18 protein-coding genes are annotated in these 18033 nt (G+C 71.0%); 1 reads left to right on the top strand and 17 read right to left on the bottom strand.

Annotation, left to right across the window (positions count from 1 at the left end; genetic code table 11):
- Positions 1 to 2 precede the first annotated feature (2 nt).
- The 16 genes from ABZ412_RS10605 to fabD all read right to left on the bottom strand — a co-directional run bounded on the left by ABZ412_RS10605 (position 3) and on the right by fabD (position 15963).
- Complete coding sequence (locus ABZ412_RS10605) at positions 3 to 1751, bottom strand: BTAD domain-containing putative transcriptional regulator (protein WP_357279038.1); 1749 nt, start codon at positions 1749 to 1751, stop codon at positions 3 to 5.
- A gap of 44 nt (positions 1752 to 1795) precedes the next feature.
- Positions 1796 to 2269 (bottom strand): DUF1772 domain-containing protein, encoded by a 474-nt coding sequence (locus ABZ412_RS10600; RefSeq protein WP_357278848.1) that lies wholly within the window; start codon positions 2267 to 2269, stop codon positions 1796 to 1798.
- Positions 2270 to 2474: 205 nt separating this feature from the next.
- A complete protein-coding gene (locus tag ABZ412_RS10595) occupies positions 2475 to 2870 on the bottom strand; it encodes a hypothetical protein (protein ID WP_357278846.1) in 396 nt (131 codons plus the stop codon).
- Between the two features lie 4 nt (positions 2871 to 2874).
- Entirely contained in the window at positions 2875 to 3840 is a 966-nt protein-coding gene (locus tag ABZ412_RS10590; protein ID WP_357278844.1) for an NADP-dependent oxidoreductase, read from the bottom strand.
- A complete protein-coding gene (gene ubiG, locus ABZ412_RS10585) occupies positions 3837 to 4544 on the bottom strand; it encodes a bifunctional 2-polyprenyl-6-hydroxyphenol methylase/3-demethylubiquinol 3-O-methyltransferase UbiG (protein WP_357278842.1) in 708 nt (235 codons plus the stop codon). The genes ABZ412_RS10590 and ubiG overlap by 4 nt, the downstream gene beginning before the upstream one ends.
- A gap of 1 nt (position 4545) precedes the next feature.
- Complete coding sequence (locus ABZ412_RS10580; protein ID WP_357278840.1) at positions 4546 to 5760, bottom strand: FAD-dependent monooxygenase; 1215 nt, start codon at positions 5758 to 5760, stop codon at positions 4546 to 4548.
- Positions 5757 to 6332 carry an ester cyclase gene (locus tag ABZ412_RS10575; RefSeq protein ID WP_357278838.1) on the bottom strand — a complete coding sequence of 192 codons (576 nt, stop codon included), beginning with the start codon at positions 6330 to 6332 and terminating at the stop codon, positions 5757 to 5759. Before ABZ412_RS10575 ends, ABZ412_RS10580 begins: the two co-directional genes overlap by 4 nt.
- A complete protein-coding gene (locus ABZ412_RS10570; RefSeq protein ID WP_357278836.1) occupies positions 6322 to 7455 on the bottom strand; it encodes a 3-oxoacyl-[acyl-carrier-protein] synthase III C-terminal domain-containing protein in 1134 nt (377 codons plus the stop codon). The genes ABZ412_RS10575 and ABZ412_RS10570 overlap by 11 nt, the downstream gene beginning before the upstream one ends.
- Before the next feature lie 55 nt (positions 7456 to 7510).
- On the bottom strand, positions 7511 to 10063 hold the full coding sequence (locus tag ABZ412_RS10565) for a beta-ketoacyl-[acyl-carrier-protein] synthase family protein (protein WP_357278834.1): 2553 nt from the start codon (positions 10061 to 10063) through the stop codon (positions 7511 to 7513).
- An 18-nt stretch (positions 10064 to 10081) separates the two neighbouring features.
- Positions 10082 to 11356, bottom strand: coding sequence for a beta-ketoacyl-[acyl-carrier-protein] synthase family protein (locus ABZ412_RS10560; protein ID WP_357278832.1), 1275 nt, complete (start codon positions 11354 to 11356; stop codon positions 10082 to 10084).
- Entirely contained in the window at positions 11353 to 11865 is a 513-nt protein-coding gene (locus ABZ412_RS10555; RefSeq protein WP_357278830.1) for a hypothetical protein, read from the bottom strand. Before ABZ412_RS10555 ends, ABZ412_RS10560 begins: the two co-directional genes overlap by 4 nt.
- Positions 11862 to 13172 (bottom strand): beta-ketoacyl-[acyl-carrier-protein] synthase family protein, encoded by a 1311-nt coding sequence (locus tag ABZ412_RS10550; RefSeq protein WP_357278828.1) that lies wholly within the window; start codon positions 13170 to 13172, stop codon positions 11862 to 11864. Before ABZ412_RS10550 ends, ABZ412_RS10555 begins: the two co-directional genes overlap by 4 nt.
- The gene (locus tag ABZ412_RS10545) at positions 13169 to 13621 is read right to left on the bottom strand and encodes a hypothetical protein (protein ID WP_357086481.1); all 453 of its coding nucleotides are present in this window, start codon (positions 13619 to 13621) and stop codon (positions 13169 to 13171) included. The genes ABZ412_RS10550 and ABZ412_RS10545 overlap by 4 nt, the downstream gene beginning before the upstream one ends.
- 41 nt (positions 13622 to 13662) lie before the next feature.
- Complete coding sequence (locus ABZ412_RS10540) at positions 13663 to 14445, bottom strand: 3-oxoacyl-ACP reductase family protein (protein WP_357278826.1); 783 nt, start codon at positions 14443 to 14445, stop codon at positions 13663 to 13665.
- Positions 14445 to 14867, bottom strand: a complete 423-nt coding sequence (locus tag ABZ412_RS10535; RefSeq protein ID WP_357086477.1) for an acyl carrier protein — start codon at positions 14865 to 14867, stop codon at positions 14445 to 14447. The genes ABZ412_RS10540 and ABZ412_RS10535 overlap by 1 nt, the downstream gene beginning before the upstream one ends.
- 106 nt (positions 14868 to 14973) lie before the next feature.
- Positions 14974 to 15963, bottom strand: a complete 990-nt coding sequence (gene fabD / locus ABZ412_RS10530; protein WP_357278824.1) for an ACP S-malonyltransferase — start codon at positions 15961 to 15963, stop codon at positions 14974 to 14976.
- A 210-nt stretch (positions 15964 to 16173) separates the two neighbouring features.
- Between fabD and ABZ412_RS10525 the strand changes: the two genes are divergently transcribed.
- Positions 16174 to 17136 carry an ATP-dependent DNA ligase gene (locus ABZ412_RS10525; protein ID WP_357278822.1) on the top strand — a complete coding sequence of 321 codons (963 nt, stop codon included), beginning with the start codon at positions 16174 to 16176 and terminating at the stop codon, positions 17134 to 17136.
- Here the strand turns inward: ABZ412_RS10525 and ABZ412_RS10520 are convergent.
- Complete coding sequence (locus ABZ412_RS10520; RefSeq protein WP_357278820.1) at positions 17048 to 18016, bottom strand: ABC transporter permease subunit; 969 nt, start codon at positions 18014 to 18016, stop codon at positions 17048 to 17050. The genes ABZ412_RS10525 and ABZ412_RS10520 overlap by 89 nt on opposite strands.
- Positions 18017 to 18033 lie beyond the last annotated feature (17 nt).

The raw sequence follows: 18033 nt of genomic DNA, 5'->3' as shown, positions 1-18033 counted from the left end.
GGTCAGTCTCCCAGGTGCTTGGCGTAGATGCGGTGGATGTCGAGCATTCGGTAGAGGGCGCGGTCGGCCTCGTCGCGGCCGACCTCGGAGAGCAGGTAGGCGTCGACGAGCCGGTCCATGGCGTCCTCGACCTCGTCGGCGCTGAGTTCGGGGTGGTCGGGGGCGATGAATTCGGTTCCGGCGAAGGTGTGGTGGCCGAGGTCGCGGAAGACGCCGGCGGCGGTGCTGTCGAGCCGGTCGAAGGTCAGGTCGAGGCTGGCGCGGATGTCGAGGGATTGGTAGGACACGACTTCGAGGCGGCGTTGTTCGTCGCTGATCCGGGCCAGCATGCGGGCGAAGGTCCAGTGCGGTCGCGCCGACATGCGGCAGGCGACGGCGCGCAGGGCCAGCGGGATGCCCGAGCAGTGGTCGGCGACGCTGCCCGCGTCCTCCCATTCGGGCAGCACCCGCGCCCGCCCGACGGTGGCGACCAGCATTTGCAGGCCCTGGGTGCGGGACAGCTCGTGCAGGACGTAGGTGCGGACGGTGGTGAGCCCCAGGGCGAATCGGCTGGTGATCAGCGCGGTGCTGGATCCGCCCGCGGGCAGCAGCGGGATGATCTGCGATTCGGTGACGGCATTGTCGAGGATCACCAGGACTCGTCGCCGGGCCAGCCGCGCCCGGTAGAGGTTGGCGCGTTCGGCGAGGGTGGCGGGCATGGCGTCGGCGGGGATGCCGAGCGCGGTGAGCAATCGGCCGAGCACCGTCTCCGGGGTGGTGTTCGGTCCTTCGGCCAGGTCGGCGAACAGCATCCCGTCGGGGAAGCGGTCGCGCAGGAAGTCGGCGGCCTGCAGTACGAGCGCGGTCTTGCCGACGCCCGCGCCGCCGGTGACCAGCACCGGCCGTGGGGACGGCTCGTCGGTGAGCATGCCGGTCAGGGTGGCCAGTTCGGCGTCGCGTCCGCTGAATCCGAGCGGGGCCAGCGGCACCATGTCGGGCGCGATGCCGAGGGTGACGGTGGGCGGGTCGCCGCGCAGGATCTGGCAGTGCAGGTCCCGCATGCCGGGGCTGGGGTCGGCGCCGAGCTCGTCGGCGATGAGCCGCCGGGCCAGTTCGTACTGCCGCAGCGCCTGGGCGGTCTCGCCATTGAGGAAGTAGGCGCGGATCAGCCGCTCCTGCAACCCTTCCACGAGCGGTTCCTCCAGCAGGGCGGTGTGCAGCCGGTTGATCACCAGTGAGTGGTTGCCGCGCCGGATCTCGGCGTCGGCCCAGTCGGCGGTGACCTCGTGCTTGAGCCGGTGCAGCGAGTCGCTGAGTCGCCGGGCCCATTCGCTGTCCAGTCCGGTCATGGCGCTGCCGTTCCACAGGTTCAGCCCCGCGGCGAGTTGTTCGACGCGGCCGGGGTCGTCGATGTCGGTGGCGCGGGCCCGGTCCACCAGGTCCATGAAGTGCCGCAGGTCGACGGAATCCGGTGGGGTGGACAAGGTGTAGCCGCCGGAGCCGCGATTGACCTGGACGGGTGGGCCGCCGTGCCCGGCGGTGGCCTCGGTGAGCACCCCCCGCAGCCGGGCGACGTAGGTGTAGACGGCGTCGCGGGCGGCGACCGGCGGGGAATCACCCCACACGCGGTCGATGAGCGTGTCGATGGAGAGCGGCCGGCCCGAGTCCACCAGCAGTGCGGCCAGCAGGCTGGTCTGCCGGGGCGGCCCGAGGTCGACGGGTTTGCCATGGACGTGGAGCTGTACCGGGCCCAGGAGCTTGAACTGGATCATTGTCACGCCTAACTTCCCCCCTGGTTTGGTTGCGGCGCAGCCCATTACATGGACAGCGCCGCGAGAAAGAGTGCGACCAGGGCGATTCCCTGCAGGACGACGCGGACGACGATGACGCTGTCCCAGGTGCGCTGCATCTCGCGGACGTCGGCGGGGACGCGGTCGGCGATGACCGCGGCGGTGAGCTGCTTGTTGACCGGCGCGCTGATCCGGGCGTAGATGCCCAGCCAGACGGCCAGGGTGGCGACGGCCAGTGCCGCGAAGCCCCCCGCGGCGGTCTTGCCGTCGAGAAACGCCAGGCCGGTGGCCACGACCGCGGCGACCACGCCGACCGCGCCCGGGATCGGCATGCGTTTGTCGGCGACCTCGTGGATCCGGCCGGTGACCGCGGCCAGGGCGCGGTCGTCGATGCGGGCGAAGGCCGTCCGCAGCACCAGGGCGCAGAAAAAATCGGTGCCGTAGACGACCGCGGTCGTCAGAATTGAAATACCTATGGCTGACTGGAACAGAATTTCCATTAGCAAATCCTCGGCGAATGGCCAAGGGTGAGAACGGCTACCGCCGATTCTCCACCTCGGCGTCGGTAGTGGTGATCGTCGCAAATTGTCGTGAACATTATGTTGCACCGTGTGGTGCAATACATTTCACCGAAATGTGATTGTGGCGATGGCCAGTTCTCGCCCGGTGTGCTTTGTGATCGGTTATGGGGCGGTAGGGGGTTCGTTACTCCCGCAACGCCGCGGCTACCAGAATTCCGCCGGCCAATCCCGCTGCTGTGAGCAACTCCCAGGTGTCCGGCGGCCCGGTCACACCGAGGCGTCCGCGCTTGTTCAGCGTCACCGTGGCATCCACCAGTTCGAGTGCGACGCCGAGCACGAACCAGTGCCGCACCGGGTGCCCGCGCCGCAGTGACCACACGGTGCCGAGTCCGATCACCACGTCCCGGGTGCCGAACGCGCGGGTGGGCAGGGAGGAGGCGTTGTCGTCGTATTCACCCGACCACGATTTGGAGACCGTGGCGGGTTGGGTGAGCATGCCGGTGCCGATGGCGATCCGGGCCAGCGCCTGCGACCATGCCATCTGCCGGACCATGCCCTGCACGCGGCGGTGGGCTAGCATTGAATTACCGTTCATCGTAGGGGTTTTCCTCCTGGCAGACCGCCTCGTCCACGGCGACCACGACCTTTCCGCGGGCGTGTCCGCCCTGACTGAGCAGATGCGCCCCGGCGGCCTCGGGCAGCGGGAAGACCGCGCCGACCGGCACCCGGAACACGCCCTTGGCGGCGAGTGCGGCGACCACGGGCAGGTCGCCGGTGTCGGGCCGGGTGAACACGTAGGAGCCGCCGAGTTCTCGGGCTTTCGGGTCGACCACGGAGGCGAACCGGCCATGCGGCGCCAGCAGCGGCAGCACGGTGCGCTGGATGCGTTTGCCGACCGCGTCGAGCAGCACGTCGATCCCGTCAGGGGCGAGCGCGCGAATCGAATCGGCCAGTCCCACCGTGTAATTCACCGGCTCAGCGCCCAGTTCGCGCAGGAATTCGTGGTTGCGCTCGCTGGCGGTGCCGATCACCCGCGCACCCAGGTGCACCGCGATCTGTACCGCCACGCTGCCGACGCCACCGGCCGCGCCGTGCACGAGTACGGTCTCCCCGCGCTGCACGTCGAGCACCCGCACCAGCGCCTGGTAGGAGGTGAGCGCGGCCAGCGGCATGGCGGCGGCCTCGGCCCAGCCCATGTTCGGCGGTTTGATCGCCAGCGCCCGCACCGGCGCGGGCATCACCTCGGCGAAGCTGCCGCGGCTCAGGTAGTCCTCGCGCACGCAGCCCACGACCTCGTCGCCGACCGCGAATTCGTTGACGCCGATGCCGATCTCGCGCACCACGCCCGAGACGTCCGCGCCCGGGACGATGGGGAACACGGTGTCGGCGAACGGATCCAGGTAGCCCTCGCGGGCCTTCCAGTCGATCGGGTTGACCGCGGCGGCCTTGACGTCGAGCAGCACCCCGTCGAGCGCCATCTTCGGGATGGGCAGCTCACCGTATTCGAGGACCGACGCGTCGCCGTAGCGCCGATAGAAGACCGCCTTCACGAGCGCACCGCCGCACCGATATAGGTGGAGGACAGGTCCGCCGTGGTGAACATGATCAGGTTGCCGTCGCGCTTCTTGCCGAGGATGGTCAGCCCGCGCTGCTTGGCCAGCGGTTTCAACCCGGCGGCGTCGAGGTGGCGGGCCAGCTCGGCGGGTTTGATGAACTGGTGGTGATGGTGGGTGCCGCGGGCCACCATGCCGGTGAGGTACTCCGGGATCCAGATCATCACGATGCGGGCCAGCAGGGTGCGATTGATGGTGTCGTAGCAGAAGATTCCGCCGGGCTTGAGCACCCGGGCGATCTCACGGACCGCCAGCGCCGGGTCGTCCACGTGCTCGAGCACGTCCACGCAGGTGACGACGTCGAAGGTGTGGTCGGCGTAGGGCAGCGCCTCGGCTCGCCCGACCGAGTACTCGATGTTCTTGCCGGTCGATTCGGCGTGCGCGCGGGCGGCGGCGACCAGCCGGGCGGAGGGGTCCATCCCGCTCACCTCGGCGCCGCGCCCGGCCAGGTATTCGGTGGTGAATCCGCCGCCGCAGCCGACGTCGAGCACCTTCTTGCCCGCCCAGTCCTGGACGAATTTGTCGAAGTACTCGAAGCGCGGGCGCTGGAAGGAGGTGAGTCCCTTCATGGCGGAGTCGTCGTCCCACCAGGATTCGGCGAAGTCGCCGAAGAAGTCGGCCTCGGTTTGGGATTGCTTCATGTCAGACACCGTCTTTCTGCAGTGATGCGGTCGGTTCGGGGGTGCGCCAGCGGGTGGCGTAGGCGATCTGGTCGCGTTCGGCGATGCGGAAGACGAGCCACGGCCACACCAGCCGCATGCCGAGTTCGCGCAGCCGGATGAGCAGCGGGTTCTCCACCGCCCCGAGGCGGCCGATCCGCCAGGCCACCTTCTGGAGTCCGGCGGTGCGGGCGCGGCGCTGTTTCTCGTAGCGGCGCAACGCCGTCGCCGGGTCGGTGGTGTCGAGTTCCTCGGCCACGACGAGGGCGTCCTCGAGGGCCTGGCACGCGCCCTGGCCGATATTGAAGGTGATGGGGTGGGCGGCGTCGCCGAGCAGCGTGACTCGGCCGGCGCCCCAGCGCTTGTCGGGGGCCCGGTCCAGCACGTCGCCGCGGATGATGGCCTCGGGCGGGGTGGCGGCCAGGATCTCCTCGACCGGGGCCATCCAGCCCCGATGCCGTTGCGCCAACAGCTCTCGGGGGTCGCCGTCGTCGTGGCCGCCGGGTTCGCCGTTGGCCACGCTCATCCAGTGCACAACGCCGGGTGCGACGTCGTAGAAGGTGAATCGGGTGCCGGGCCCGAACAACGCGTAGAAGGTGCCGGGCGGGATCTTCTCGTGCCGCAGTTCGGCTTTGCCGCGCCAGGCGATGTAGCCGGTGTAGCGCGGCTGGGCCATGCCGAGCAGTCCGTTGCGGACCATGCCGTTGATGCCGTCCGCGCCGATGAGGACGTCGCCGCGGACCCGGTCGCCGTCGGACAGTTCCACGGTGACGCCGGTGTCGTCCTGTTCGAAGCCGACGACGGCTGCGCCCGTGCGGATCTCGGCGTCGTCGCCGGTGGCGGTGACCGCCGCGCTGAGGACCCGGTGCAGCACCGACCGCTCGACCGCGATGGTCGGGCATCCGTACTTCTCGATGAACCCGCCGACCGGCCACGCGCCGAACAGGTCCCCGCGCCAGGTCCCGAAGTGGGTGATCTGCTGCACGGGGGCGGTCTCGAGCACCTCGCGCAGCACGCCGAGGCGTTGCAGCGCGATGGTGCCGTTGGTCCAGATGTGCAGTCCCGCACCGCCGTCGCGCAGTTCGGTGGCGCGCTCGAAGACCCGCACGCGCAGGCCGCGCTGCCGCAGCGCGAGGGCCGCGGCCAGGCCGCCGATGCCGCCGCCGGAGATGAGAACCGTCAGTGGCCGCTGCGTCACGGCCGGCTCGCTTCGGTCGGGGACGCCGCTTCTGTCGGGGACGGTGCTTCGGTCAGGGACGACACGGTGGCCGCCAGTTCCGCGAGGTCCATGCCGCCGCCTTTGCGGCGCCGGCCCTTGCGGCCCAGCGCGCCCGACATCAGCCAGCCCAGGCCGAGCGCCTCGAGCATGGCGGATTCGACGCCGATGCCCCAGCGTTCGCAGATCAGGCCGTCGGCCAGCCGCCACACCACCACGCCCTTGAACTCGATGGCCTCCCCGGTGGGGTCCATGCCCAGGAATTCGCCGGTGAAGGTGCCGCGCCAGGTGTTGTGGATGACCACGTAGTCGGCGTGCGCGCTGAGCGCCTCGATGGTGACGTGCAGGTCCGGGAAGCCTTCGCGCAGACCGGCGATGGTGTATTTGACGCCCGCGGTGCCGTCGGGTGCGCCGGGCAGCGGCTGGTGGTCGACCATGTCGGGGGAGTAGATCTCGTCGACCACCGAGAAGTCGCCCTGGTTGACGAACTCGTCGAAGACGCGGCGGATGATGCGCGCGTTCTCCTCCGCCGTGAACACGTGATCAGGCGACATGGTCGATCACCTCGGCGGATTCGGCGAACGGGGCTTCCCAGCGCAGCGACAGACCGGCGTAGAGGTAGCGGCTGGCCTCCACGGCGAGCAGCAGCACCCGGTCGCCGGGCCGGACCCGGCCCTGGACCCAGCCGTCGTCGAGGGCCAGCGGCACCGCCGCGGAGCCGGTCGCGCCGACGGTTGCGAGGTTCTCGACGATGTTCTTGGCCAGCACCGCCTGATCCTCGGGAGAGACTCCGGCGGCGTCGAATTCGGCGGTGAAGTAGTCGGCATTGCCTTCGGGCAGGACGCAGGCGTCGATCTCGGCGACGGTGAGCCCGGTGCGCGCCAGCATGTCCTTCATGCCCGCCACGAACACCTGCGGCCCGAAGGCGGCGGTCCCGTTCACGTCGAGCTTCATCTCCACCAGGCGCTTGCGCTTGGCCTGATCGAACACCGGCTCGTGGGTGCCGCCGCCGACGATCTGCATGCCGGGCTTGCGGTCACCGCCGAGACAGGCGGTGGCGAAACGGAATTCGCCGTTCGGGTCGGCGCTGCCGGGTTCGCCGGCGCGCAGCACGACCGCCCCGGCGCCGTCGCCGAAGGAGTTGATGACCAGCCGGTCGCGCATGCGCACCAGTTCGGGGTCCATGCCGAGGTACATCGGAACCAGCAGCGGCGAAATGGATTCCGCGCCGATCACCACGGCAGTCTTGTAGGTGCCGTCGGCGAGCAGGCGGCGCGCGTAGTCGAGGCCCTGCACGAAACCGGTGCAGGCGGCCCGGAATTCGATGGACGCGCAATGCGCGAGCCCGAGCTGCTCCTGCACGTAGGTGACCACGGCGGGCAGCTGGTATTCGGGGCTGGCCGAGGACATGACCAGCAGATCCACCTCGGCCGGGTCGATGTCGGCGCGCGCCAGCGCCCGCCGCGCCGCCGTGGTGGCCATGGCGGAGGTGCCGGTGGTGTGGCGGCCGGTGGCGGGGTCGATGATCCAATGCCGTTGCCGCACTTGGATGTTGTCGAGGACTTCGGCGGGCATGGGTCCGCACAGGCGCTCGAGGGTGGCATTGTCGATCGGGTCCCCGGGCAGGTAGGAGCCGGTGGACAGGATCGACACGTGGCGTGTGTCGAGGTTCGGCATGGTGTCTCCGTTCACGATTCGATGTGTGCGTTCACGATTGGGTGGGTGCGTCGGGTTACCGCGGTGCGGTCGCGGGGTGGGTCAGCACGAAGCTGGTGTGGGTGCCGCCCAGCGACGAGCCGTTGACCAGCACCGGGCCGTGGTCCGCGCCGTGCGCCCACGCGGTGATGGCCAGCGCGGCGGCCAGCTGCGCGCCCGCGCCGATGGGATCGCCGAGCACCCGCTTGGGCTCGTGCCGGGCACAGCCCGGGTTCAGGCCGAGCCGATCGACGGCCCGGCGCTCGGGGCCGTCCACCGCGGGCAGCCCCGCCGCGCCGGTCCAGACCGCGGTCAGGTCTTCCGGTTTCACCCCGGACGCGCTGAGGGCATCGCGCATGGCCCGCTCCACCCCGTGCCCGCGCGGATCCCAGCGCGCGATGCCGAGCGCGTCGCAGGTGGTGGCGTAGCCGGCGAGCACGGCCAGCGGTGTGACCCCGCGGGCCCGCGCGGTCGAGGCCCGTTCCAGCAGCAGGGTGACGCTGCCCTCGGCGAGCTGGAATGCGCGGCCGTGACGACCGGTGAACACGCCCGCGCCCCGGTAGGCGTCGAGCGCGTAGGGCGAGAGCTCGTCCGCGCCGGTGCAGAGGACGGCGTCGGCACGTCCGGCTCGCAACAGATCGAAGGCCGTGCCGAGAGCGGCGGCGCCGGCGGCGTGACCCGAGGTGAGAGTCGAGGTCGGCCCCTTCGCGCCCAGCGCCATCGCCACCTGCCCGGCGGCGGCGTTGAAGACGGTATTGGGGAAGATCGCCGGATTGCCTTGCAGTGGACCGCCCAGCACCGTCGGCTCGAAGAATCGGGAGATGCTGCTCATCGGCCCGACACCGGTGCCGAGCACCACGCCCACGCTCTCGTCGGCGGTGAGCCCGGCCGCGGTGAGCGCCTGCCCGCTGGTCGCCACGGCGAACTGGCCGAGGCGGTCCATCCGCCGCCGCGCCTTCGCCGGAATGGCCGCTCCCGGGTCGGTGCTCACTCGCACGACTCGTAAACCGTGGTGGGACTCTGCGATTCCGGACCCGGCTTGCCATGCGGCCCACAGCTGTTCGGCATCGGCCGCCCCGCCCAGGAGGACACCGACCCCGGTCACGACGACCTCATCGAACTCGCCGGCCCTGGTGACATCACTGATGGAGGCCCCGCCACGCAGGCCGGCGCGGTCGCCTCCGTGGGACGCGTCGCCGGCATCGGCAGGGTCCGGGGTCCTGGTTGTGGCGGCGGTCCCGGTCGTGTCGATCGCTGCGGTCCCGTCGCCCACTTCGGGTGCGGGCCGGGTGGGAGCGCTGCGCGGCCGCCCGTACACGACACAGGCGTTGGCCCCGGCGAAGGCGAAATTGTTCGAGGCGGCGACCCGCATGGGCAGTGGCCGGGCCTGGTTCGGTGCGGGATCCAGCCCGCAGGCCGGGTCGGTCTCGGCGAAACCTGCTGTCGGCGGGATCATCTCGTCGCGCAGGCCGAGGATGGTGACGATGGCTTCGACGGCTCCGGCCGCGCCGAGCAGGTGGCCGATCATGGATTTGGTGCTGCTCAGCACCACGTCCTGGGCGGCGTCGCCGAGGGCGGCGCGGACCGCATTGCTCTCGGCCGAGTCGTTCTTCGGGGTCCCGGTGCCGTGCCCGTTGATGTAGGGCACGTCGGCGGGGGTGAGCCCGGCGGTGTCGATGGCGGCGCGGATGGCGCGCGCCGCGCCCGCGCCCTGGGGATGCGGGGCGGTGGCGTGGTAGCCGTCGGCGGACATGCCGTAGCCGAGCACCTCGGCGACGATCGGGGCGCCGGCCGCGAGGGCCACCTCGGCGGAGGTCAGCACCATCATGCCCGCGCCCGCGCCGAGCGAGAGACCGTCGCGGTCACGGGAATACGGCCGCGCCGGTCGCGAGGACAGCGATTCGACGCTGTTGAAGCCGTAGTACGCCATCTCGCTGAGCGCGTCGCTGCCGCCGACCAGCATGGCGTCCGCGCGTCCGGCGCGGATCTGCTCGACGGCGTGGGCCAGAGCGTGGGCGCTGGACGCGCAGGCCGTATTGACCGACAGCACGGGACCTTTCAGCCCGAAGGCCGCGCTGAGGGCCTCCGCGCAGAACTGGGGTGACACCAGCAGCAGGTGCCGGTCGTCGCCGAGTCCCAGTTCGTCCGCGCCGACCGTGCGTCCGGCGTCGACCGCGCGGCGGACCGCCTTCTCGGCGCTGCGGATCCCGCTGTTGCAGCTGCCGAAGGCCACACCCCAGCGATGGGCGGGGAGCGCGTCCGGGCGGGGGGCCGCGCCCGCCTCCAGCACGCCCAATCCCGCGCCCGCCATGGCTTCCTCGGCGGCGATGAGCGCGTAGTCGATGGCCGGTTCGGGGTCGGTGAGGCCGAGTGGGGCCAGGTAGTCGTATTTGGGGCGCGGCGGGTCGAGAATCTCGCCGCCGATGGCCGCGGGCAGTCCGGCGACGGCGAATTCGCGCAGCGGCCGGATGGCGACCTCGCCGCCGCGCACCCGCTGCCACAGTTCCTCCGCGCCGGCGCCGTGTGCGGTGATCGCGCCGAGCGAGGTGATCACGATGCGCCGGGGCGCCGGACGATGGGTTTCGTGCATGGCGGAAAGTCCTGTCGATCAGTTCGATTGGGTGAGGGTGAGCGCCACGGCCTGACCCTCCAGGCCGCGGGCCAGGGCCAGCGCGACCCTCGGTCGGGCGTGCCGGGCCGCGCCGGTGACGATGTCGAGATCGCATCCGGGGGCCGGGTTCTCGTGATTGGCGGTGGCGGGCACCACGCCGGAGTCCAGGGCCAGCGCGGCCAGGGCGGCATTGAGCGCGCCCGCGCCGCCGACCAGATGCCCGGTCTGGGGTTTGACGCTGGTCACGGCCGCCCGGTCGGCGGCTCCGCCGAGGGCGGTGCGCAGCGCCCGCACTTCGCTGGTGTCGCCGAGCGTGGTGGCGCAGCCGTGCGAGAACACGCAATCCGGGCCCGCCGCATCGGCATCCGACAGCGCCGCCGTGATCGCGCGGACCAGGCCGCGGCCGTCCGGATCGGAGGCGGGCGGGCGCACGCAGTCGTTGCCCATGCCGTAGCCCGCGAGCTCGGCGTAGATGTGCGCGCCGCGCCCCAGCGCCCGATCACGATCCTCGAGGACCAGGATCGCCGCGCCGTCGCCGATCACGGAGCCGGTGTGCTCGCGGTCGAACGGCCGGAATGCTCTGGTATCCAGGTCGTTTCGCGGTGACAGCACGCCGAGTCCATCCAGCTTGGCCATGGCCCACCAGTTGGTGGCGTCGTCGTAACCGCCCGCCACGGCCAGATCGGCCTCCCCGCGCCGGATGGCGCGCATGGCCCGGCCGATCGCGGTCGCACCGGAATCGGCCGCGCCCGCGTAGAAGGCATTGGGTCCGCGCAGGCCGAACAGCGAGGAGATGTGGTAGGTCCCGCCGTTCTGCAAACCCTCCACATACGCCAGCGGCGGCACGATCGACCGGGCCAGTTCACCCAGCTTGCGCATGTCCGGCCCGCCGTCGACGCCGCGAATGGCCTCCATGTCGGCGATGGAGTCGTCACGCTGGCAGATGTCCTTGTTGCCACCGAGATACAGCCCGGTGCGGTGGCCGAGGTCACTGCGCTCGAGCCCGGCGTCGCGCAGCGCGAGGGTGGCGGCCGCGACGCCGTACTGGTCGCCGCGGGTGGAGGTGCGCATGGACCGCAGCGACAGGAACTTGCCCGGATCGAAGTCGGGGATCTCCGCGCCGAGCCGGGTGCGCAGCGGTGCCGGGTCGTAGGCGCGCAGCGGGGCGATGCCGGTGCGGCCCGCCACCAGCGCGTCCCAGGTCTCGCGGGCGCCTTCGCCGAGCGCCGTGACCAGGCCGACGCCGGTGATCACCACGCGCCGCGCGGTCACGACGTCACCTCGGCGGCAAAGCCGTTCGCGACCGGCATCGATGCGGCGGGGCCACCGATCGCCGCGGTGGAATCGCCGTTCACCGCGGCGATCGGCCTACGCGCCAGGCGCAGGTTCTTGATGGCGGCGGCGGTCCGGCCCTCCACCGTGGCGGTCGCCCGCCACACCGACTCGTCCGGATCGGTTCCGGTGCTGACGCTTTCGACGGTCAGGTGCACCTGATCGCCCGGCGTGATGAAGCGCCGGAAGCGCAGCCCGTCGGCGGCGCGCAGCCGCAGCAGCGGATCACCGGCAGCCATGACGGCCAGCGCGATCAGGCTCTCGGTCAGCAGCACGCCGGGCAGGATGGGACGTCGCGGGAAGTGGCTGTCGAAGAACGGCAGGGTGCCGGTGACGTTCAGCAGGGCCTCGGCGCGCAGGCCGGGGCTCACCAGCAGGATTCGATCGAATCCCGGGGTGCCGATGCCCGCCGCCGGGAGGTCGGCGGGCGCGGGGTGGGACGCGGTCATGGCTGCTCCCTGAGTTCGGGGGTGTTCGGGGGTGCGCCCACCACGAGGCAGGTATTGGAACCGCCGAACGCGAGGGCGTTGATCATGGCCGCGCGCACCGGCATCCGGCGCGCGCGATGGGGGACGTAGTCGAGATCCAGGGCCCGGTCCGGGGTGTCGAGATTGCGGGTGGGCGGCACCACCGCGTCCCGGATCGCGCCCAGCGCCGCCAGCAGGTTCAGGGCCGCGGCCCCGGCGGTGAGGTGCCCGGCCATGGATTTGGGTGAGGACACCACCAGCCGGTAGGCGTCGTCGCCGAACACCTTCTTGATGGCCCGGGTCTCGGAGACGTCATTGCCGGGCGTGCTGGTGCCGTGCGCCGCGATGTAGTCGATATCGGCTGTGCCCAAACCGGATTCGGTCAGGGCGGATTCCATCGCCTCGATCGCGCCCGCACCGTCCGGCGGCGAGTCGGTGATCCGCCAGGCATTCATGGTGGACCCGTAGCCGAGCAGCTCGCCCAGGATCGGCGCCCCCCGCTCGAGCGCGGAGTCGTGGTCCTCGAGCACGAAGGACACCGCGCCCTCGCCGATCACGAACCCGCTGCGGTCGGCGTCGAAGGGGCGCGAGGCGGCGGCGGGATCGTCGTTGTAGCGGTCGGTCATCGCGCCCAGCAGCCCGAAGCCGAGGATGTCGGCCCAGGTGGTGAGCGAGTCGTAGCCTCCGGCCACCATCATGCGGGCGTCGTCCTCCTGGATCAGCCGGAAGGCCTCGCCGAGGGCGTGTCCGGATCCGGCGCAGGCGGTGTGGATGCCCACCATCGGACCGGTCGCGCCGATCAGCCGGACCATGGCGTTGAGGGCCAGGTTCTGATTGCCGGTCAGGGTGGCCGACGGTGCGGGCCGCACGAACGCGTCGGGTTTCCCGGTGCGGGAACGTAATTCGGAGACCCGCAGTACCATCCCCAGGTCGGGCCGGCCCACGCTCGCGCCCATGGCCACCCCGCGATCCGAGGGCGGATAGGGCTGCTCGGCGTCCAGGCCCGCGGAGCGCAGGGCCTCGCCGACCGCCGCCAGCCCGAACAGGCCGGGCCGGGACACCCAGCGCCGGTCGGCGGCGGCCGGGATCGCGGTGGCCGGATCGAAGGAGTCCGGCACCAGCCCGGCGATCCGGACCGGGAAGGTGGTGCAGTCGAAGGTGGTCAGCGGGCCGATGGCATTGCGCCCGGCCACCAGTCCGTCCCAGGTGGACGGCGCGTCCACGCCGAGCGGGGTGACCGCGCCGACGCCGGTCACCACCACCCGCCGGCGTCCGGCCGGGGTGCTCATCCGACCAGCTCCTCGCCGAGCAGGTGGCGCGCCATCCGTTCGGTGTCGGCCGGGTCGTCGAGCCGGTCGGCGTCGATGAGGGCGCACATGATGTTGCGGGCGTCCATGATTCGCTCGCCGTCGACCTCGATCCAGCCGTCCACCACCGCCGCCTCCGGCGTCGCGTGCACCACCCGGGCCGTCATCCGCAGCACGTCACCGGGTACCGCGTCGCGGTGCATGGTGACTTCGCCGACGGTGAGCAGCGCGGCGCGTTTGGTGTGCGCCGAGCTGAGCAGCACGAGCCAGGCCCCGGCCTGGCACAGCGCCTCCAGGGCCAGGCCGAAGGGCAGCACGGGGCCGGTGGCGGACGGCTGCCAGACGTTCTCGTAGACCGAGGTGAGTTTGCGAGCCGTGATGTGCTGCAACGGTTCCCAGGACTCGATTCGGTCGATGAGATGAAATCGCATGGCAGTCACGTCCTTTCCGATTCAGCGGGATGCCGGGGTGTTCAGCGGGAGACCAGGCGGCCGTTGCTGAGCTGCACCGCGAGGCCGCCGTCGACGCGCAGCAGCTCTCCGGTGACGTAATCGGCGGCGGGACTGGCGAGCCAGGCCACCGCCTCCGCGACCTGTCCCACATCGCCGTAGCGGCGCATCGGGACATGGGTGCGGCCCTTCCCGTTGTCGCGTTGCAGCAGGTCGCCGATGAGATCGGTGGGGATGACGCCGCCCAGCACGGCGTTCACCCGCACCCCGAACCGGGCCATCTCCACCGCGCAGGCCAGGGTGAGGGCGTTCATCGCGCCCTTGGAGGTGGAGTAGTTCGACTGCCCGGTGAGGCCCTTCTCGCCCATGATGGACGAGACGTTCACGATCGAGCCCTCGCCCTGGGACATGAGGTGCCCGGCCGCGGCGTGCGTGCAGTTGAAGGCGCCGCCCAGGTTGACCTGGATGACCTTCCACCATTCGGCCGGATCCATGTCGTGCAGCAGCCCGTCGCGGGTGATGCCCGCGTTGTTGACCAGAATGTGCAAGCCGCCCAACTGATCCCGGGTCTGCTCCACCAGATCCTTGGCCGCCGCCAGCTCGGACACGTCCGCGCCGACGGCGACCGCGCGGCCGCCGAACTCCGCGATCTCGGCGACCACCTCGAGGGCTTCGTCCTTGTGGGAGCGGTAGTTCACCGCGACCGCCGCGCCGCGCCGGGCCAGGGTGAGTGCGACGGCCCGGCCGATGCCGCGGGACGCGCCGGTGACCAGCGCGACCTTGCCTGCGAAATCCTGCTCCGGCATCAGGCGACCTCTTCGGCCTCGGCCGGTGCGGCGGCCCGCTGGGCGACCAGGTCGACCAGGTTGCGCACGGTGACCAGGCCGAGCACCTGCTCGCCGCGCAGCGGGCCGTTGAGCTTGCTGCGGTCGAACTGCGGGAGCACCTTCTCCAGGTGGGCGAGCCCGATCTCGGAGACGATCTCGTTCTCGTCGCCGAACTCGTCGTCGGGGATGCCGCCCTGCAGCAGTTCCTGCACGTCGGCGACGGCGATCTTGACGCCGGTGTCGCGGTGGATACGGAACAGGATGTCGAGCAGGTCGATGGATTCCGCGCCGAGTTCGTCGATCAGGGTGGCGTCGAGGGTCACCTCGGACTGGTCGATACCGAGGGCGTCGGCGATCGCGTCGGTGACGGCGGGCGCGAAGTCGGTGGTGGTTTCGGGCATGGTGATTCCTTCTTTCTCGGTGAGGGGTTGGTGGGGACCCCTGCGGCGCCTGCAGCAGGGGTGTGATCGGTGGGATACGGCCTGGCTCGGGCGTATTCGGCCGGGATCAGGCGTATTGGGCGACGGCCGCGGCGATGCGGCGAGCGTCCTGGGTGCTGCGCACGGTGGCGTCGCCGACCATGCGGTTGGCGAGCCCCGACAGCACGCGTCCGGGGCCGATCTCGAGGTAGTCGGTGCAGTCGAGTTCGGCGGCGGTGCCGATCACCTCGATCCAGCGGACCGGGGCGGTGAGCTGGCGGCGCAGTAGTTCCCGCGCCTCTGTGCCGCTCGAAATCGGTTGTGCGGTCACGGAACTGATGACGGTGGTGGTGGGATCGCGGAAGTCGGCCAGGTACAGCCCGGCGGCGAACCGCTCCTCGAGGGACGCCATGAGCGAGCAGTGGAACGGTGCGCCGACCCGCAGCGCGACCAGCGAGCCCGCCCCCGCGGCGCGCAGTAGCTCGGTGGCGGCCGCGACCGCCTCCGCCGTCCCCGAGATGACCGACTGATCCGGCGCGTTGTAGTTGGCGAGCTCGACGACCCCGTCCACGCCTGCGCAGATCTCCTCGATCCGCCCCGCGTCCACCCCGGACACGGCTGTCATCGCGCCCGGCACCGCCGCCGCGATCTCGGCCATCAGCTCACCCCGCAGCCGAACCAGCGTCAACGCGTCGGCGAGATCCAGCACTCCGGCCGCGGCCAGCGCCGCGAACTCCCCGAGACTGTGCCCGGCCACCAGATCGGGTGCGAACCCCTCGGCCCGCAGCACCTCGAAGGTAGCCAGCGCCGTGGCCAGAATCGCCGGCTGCGCCACCTCCGTGGCCCGCAACTGCTCCGCGTCCCCCTCCGTGCACAGCGTCCGCATCGGCAGCCCCAGGCACTCGTCGGCCCGCTCGAACACGGCCCCCGCGGTCTCGGGATGCTCCCGAATCAAATGCGCGGCCATCCCCTCCCGCTGCGATCCCTGCCCGGGAAACATGGCCAGTACCCGCCGTTGCCCGTCCGGTGCCCCCGGCGCGGCCAACTCCTGGGCCGCCGCGATCAGATTGGCGTTCATGATGTCTTCCGAATCGTGCAGGTAGCCGGTGGCTACTCGGGGTCAGATCCCGAACGTCGCTGTTCGCGTCCCGAGTATGTGAATCCCGGCTCGAGCGGTCCTCGAGGAAAACCAAACACGCAGTAACCATCCCGGCGAGACTCGCGTCCGGTGACCGCGGACACGGCCGGGGTGGTTGACGGGGGTGCGGTGGGGGCGCATGGTGGGCCGATGGGCGAAGACGCGCGGGCCGGTCTGAAGTTCTCCAGTCTGGACAGTCCCCTGTTCGATGGGGCGGGGGCCACGAAGGGGGAGCTGATCGACTATCTCGAGGCGGTGGGGGAGCGGATGGTGGGGGCGCTGCGGGAACGGCCGTTGTCGGTGGTGCGGGTGCGGCCGGGGCAGGAGCCGTTCATGCAGAAGAACCTGCCGAAGTACACCCCGGAGTGGGTGCGGCGGAAGACCTTGTGGGCGGGGAGCTCGAAACGGGAAGTGTCGTACGCCCTGTGCGACGACGTGCGGACACTGTTGTGGTTCGGGAATCAGCGGGCGGTGGAGTACCACGTGACGCTGCTGCTGGCGGAGGATCTGGTCGACTATTCCGGCGGGCCCACGCATCTCGTGCTGGATATCGATCCCGAACCGGGGCAGCCGTTTTCGCAGGCGGTGGCCGCGGCCGAGCTGATTCGGCGGGCGCTGGCGGACGACGGGCTGGCGGGGGCGGTGAAGACCAGCGGGTCCAAGGGGGTGCACATCTTCGTGCCCGTGCGGGCGGGGGTCGATATCGAGGACGCGGCGGCCGCCACCCGGGCCATCGCGGCGCGCGCCGAACGGCTCGACCCGGACCTGGCCACCACGGCCTTCATTCGAGAAGACCGGGGCGGCAAGGTTTTCCTGGATTCCACCCGGGCCGGCGGGGCGACGGTGGTGTCGGTGTACAGCCCGCGGGTGCGGCCCGGCGCGACGGTGTCGTTCCCGGTCGGCTGGGCCGACCTGCCGGAGATCGATCCGCGCGATTTCACCGTGCGCACCGCCGCCGCCATCCTCGGCGACCGGGACCCGTGGGCCGAGGCGATGCCCGAACCGCAAACGCTCCCGGCGGATCTCATCGCCGAGGGCCACACCATCCCGGTGGCGCGGGTGCAGGCCATGCACGAAGGCAAACGCCGCGCCCGCGCCCGCCGCGCGGACTGAGCTGTCCTCCTTTCGAAAACTGTTTCAGCTCAACGAGAAACGCTGTTCCGCCCGGCGCTGTAGCCGACGCCACACCAGCCGGTTGATGGTCACGGTGACGACACTCATCACCGCGGTGCCCAGCAGCACCTTCGGAAACACGTCCGCCGCGGTGGCATTGGTGATGTAGGCGCCCAGCCCGTACGCCTGCAGGTGGGTGGGTGCCGCCCGCCTCGACCGCCTCGCCGACCAGCGTGGCGTTCCAGGCCCCGCCGAACGCGGTGATCGCCCCGACCACATTGCCGGGGGCGATCGCGGGCAGGATCAATGACTTCCACCGCAGCCACCCGTGCACGCCGAGATCGTCCATGGCCTCCAGCTGCCACAACCGCTGCCAGCGGGTGAGCCGCAGTATGCGGGCGGCGTCGTCGAGTTCCCGCGGCAGGGTGCGCACCGCCTGGTAGTAGGCGAAGGTCATGTTCCAGGCCATCGCGGTGAAGATGGCGAACACGCACACCGCCTCCGCGCCCAGGAAGGAGCCGAGGAACAGCGCCACGAACGCGGTCACCGTGATGGAGACCAGCGCCAGCACCGGCACCGATTGCAGCACGTCCACCATCGGCACCAGCACCTTCTCCGCCCGCCGCGAATGCGCCGCCCATTGGCCGACGACCAGCGTGAACAGGATCGAGGCCGCCAGCCCCAGGAACATCCGCAGCGTGGTGCGCGCCGCGAAGTACGGCAGTTCCCGGGGATCGGTCGACACCGATTCCGTTCCGGAGCCCGGCGTCCACGGCACCGACATATCGCGGAACAGCGGCAGCGCGACGGCGATCAGGAACACGGCCACGCCGAGCACCAGAAAGTCGACGGCGTGCAGCCGGTTTCGCGGACGCGGCATCGGCTGTTGTGTTTCGG

It is taken from the genome of Nocardia sp. NPDC005746 (assembly GCF_040630785.1).
Taxonomy (GTDB): Bacteria; Actinomycetota; Actinomycetes; order Mycobacteriales; family Mycobacteriaceae; genus Nocardia.
This window is presented reverse-complemented; position numbering and strand designations above follow the sequence as displayed.

What these genes read in the sequence shown, in the direction of transcription:
- ABZ412_RS10605 (WP_357279038.1), bottom strand. Translation starts at nt 1,751, where the DNA reads ATGATCCAGTTCAAGCTCCTGGGCCCGGTACAGCTCCACGTCCATGGC.
- ABZ412_RS10600 (WP_357278848.1), bottom strand. Translation starts at nt 2,269, where the DNA reads ATGGAAATTCTGTTCCAGTCAGCCATAGGTATTTCAATTCTGACGACC.
- ABZ412_RS10595 (WP_357278846.1), bottom strand. Translation starts at nt 2,870, where the DNA reads ATGCTAGCCCACCGCCGCGTGCAGGGCATGGTCCGGCAGATGGCATGG.
- ubiG (WP_357278842.1), bottom strand. Translation starts at nt 4,544, where the DNA reads ATGAAGCAATCCCAAACCGAGGCCGACTTCTTCGGCGACTTCGCCGAA.
- ABZ412_RS10575 (WP_357278838.1), bottom strand. Translation starts at nt 6,332, where the DNA reads ATGTCGCCTGATCACGTGTTCACGGCGGAGGAGAACGCGCGCATCATC.
- ABZ412_RS10570 (WP_357278836.1), bottom strand. Translation starts at nt 7,455, where the DNA reads ATGCCGAACCTCGACACACGCCACGTGTCGATCCTGTCCACCGGCTCC.
- ABZ412_RS10565 (WP_357278834.1), bottom strand. Translation starts at nt 10,063, where the DNA reads ATGCACGAAACCCATCGTCCGGCGCCCCGGCGCATCGTGATCACCTCG.
- ABZ412_RS10555 (WP_357278830.1), bottom strand. Translation starts at nt 11,865, where the DNA reads ATGACCGCGTCCCACCCCGCGCCCGCCGACCTCCCGGCGGCGGGCATC.
- ABZ412_RS10550 (WP_357278828.1), bottom strand. Translation starts at nt 13,172, where the DNA reads ATGAGCACCCCGGCCGGACGCCGGCGGGTGGTGGTGACCGGCGTCGGC.
- ABZ412_RS10545 (WP_357086481.1), bottom strand. Translation starts at nt 13,621, where the DNA reads ATGCGATTTCATCTCATCGACCGAATCGAGTCCTGGGAACCGTTGCAG.
- ABZ412_RS10540 (WP_357278826.1), bottom strand. Translation starts at nt 14,445, where the DNA reads ATGCCGGAGCAGGATTTCGCAGGCAAGGTCGCGCTGGTCACCGGCGCG.
- ABZ412_RS10535 (WP_357086477.1), bottom strand. Translation starts at nt 14,867, where the DNA reads ATGCCCGAAACCACCACCGACTTCGCGCCCGCCGTCACCGACGCGATC.
- fabD (WP_357278824.1), bottom strand. Translation starts at nt 15,963, where the DNA reads ATGAACGCCAATCTGATCGCGGCGGCCCAGGAGTTGGCCGCGCCGGGG.
- ABZ412_RS10525 (WP_357278822.1), top strand. Translation starts at nt 16,174, where the DNA reads ATGGGCGAAGACGCGCGGGCCGGTCTGAAGTTCTCCAGTCTGGACAGT.
- ABZ412_RS10520 (WP_357278820.1), bottom strand. Translation starts at nt 18,016, where the DNA reads ATGCCGCGTCCGCGAAACCGGCTGCACGCCGTCGACTTTCTGGTGCTC.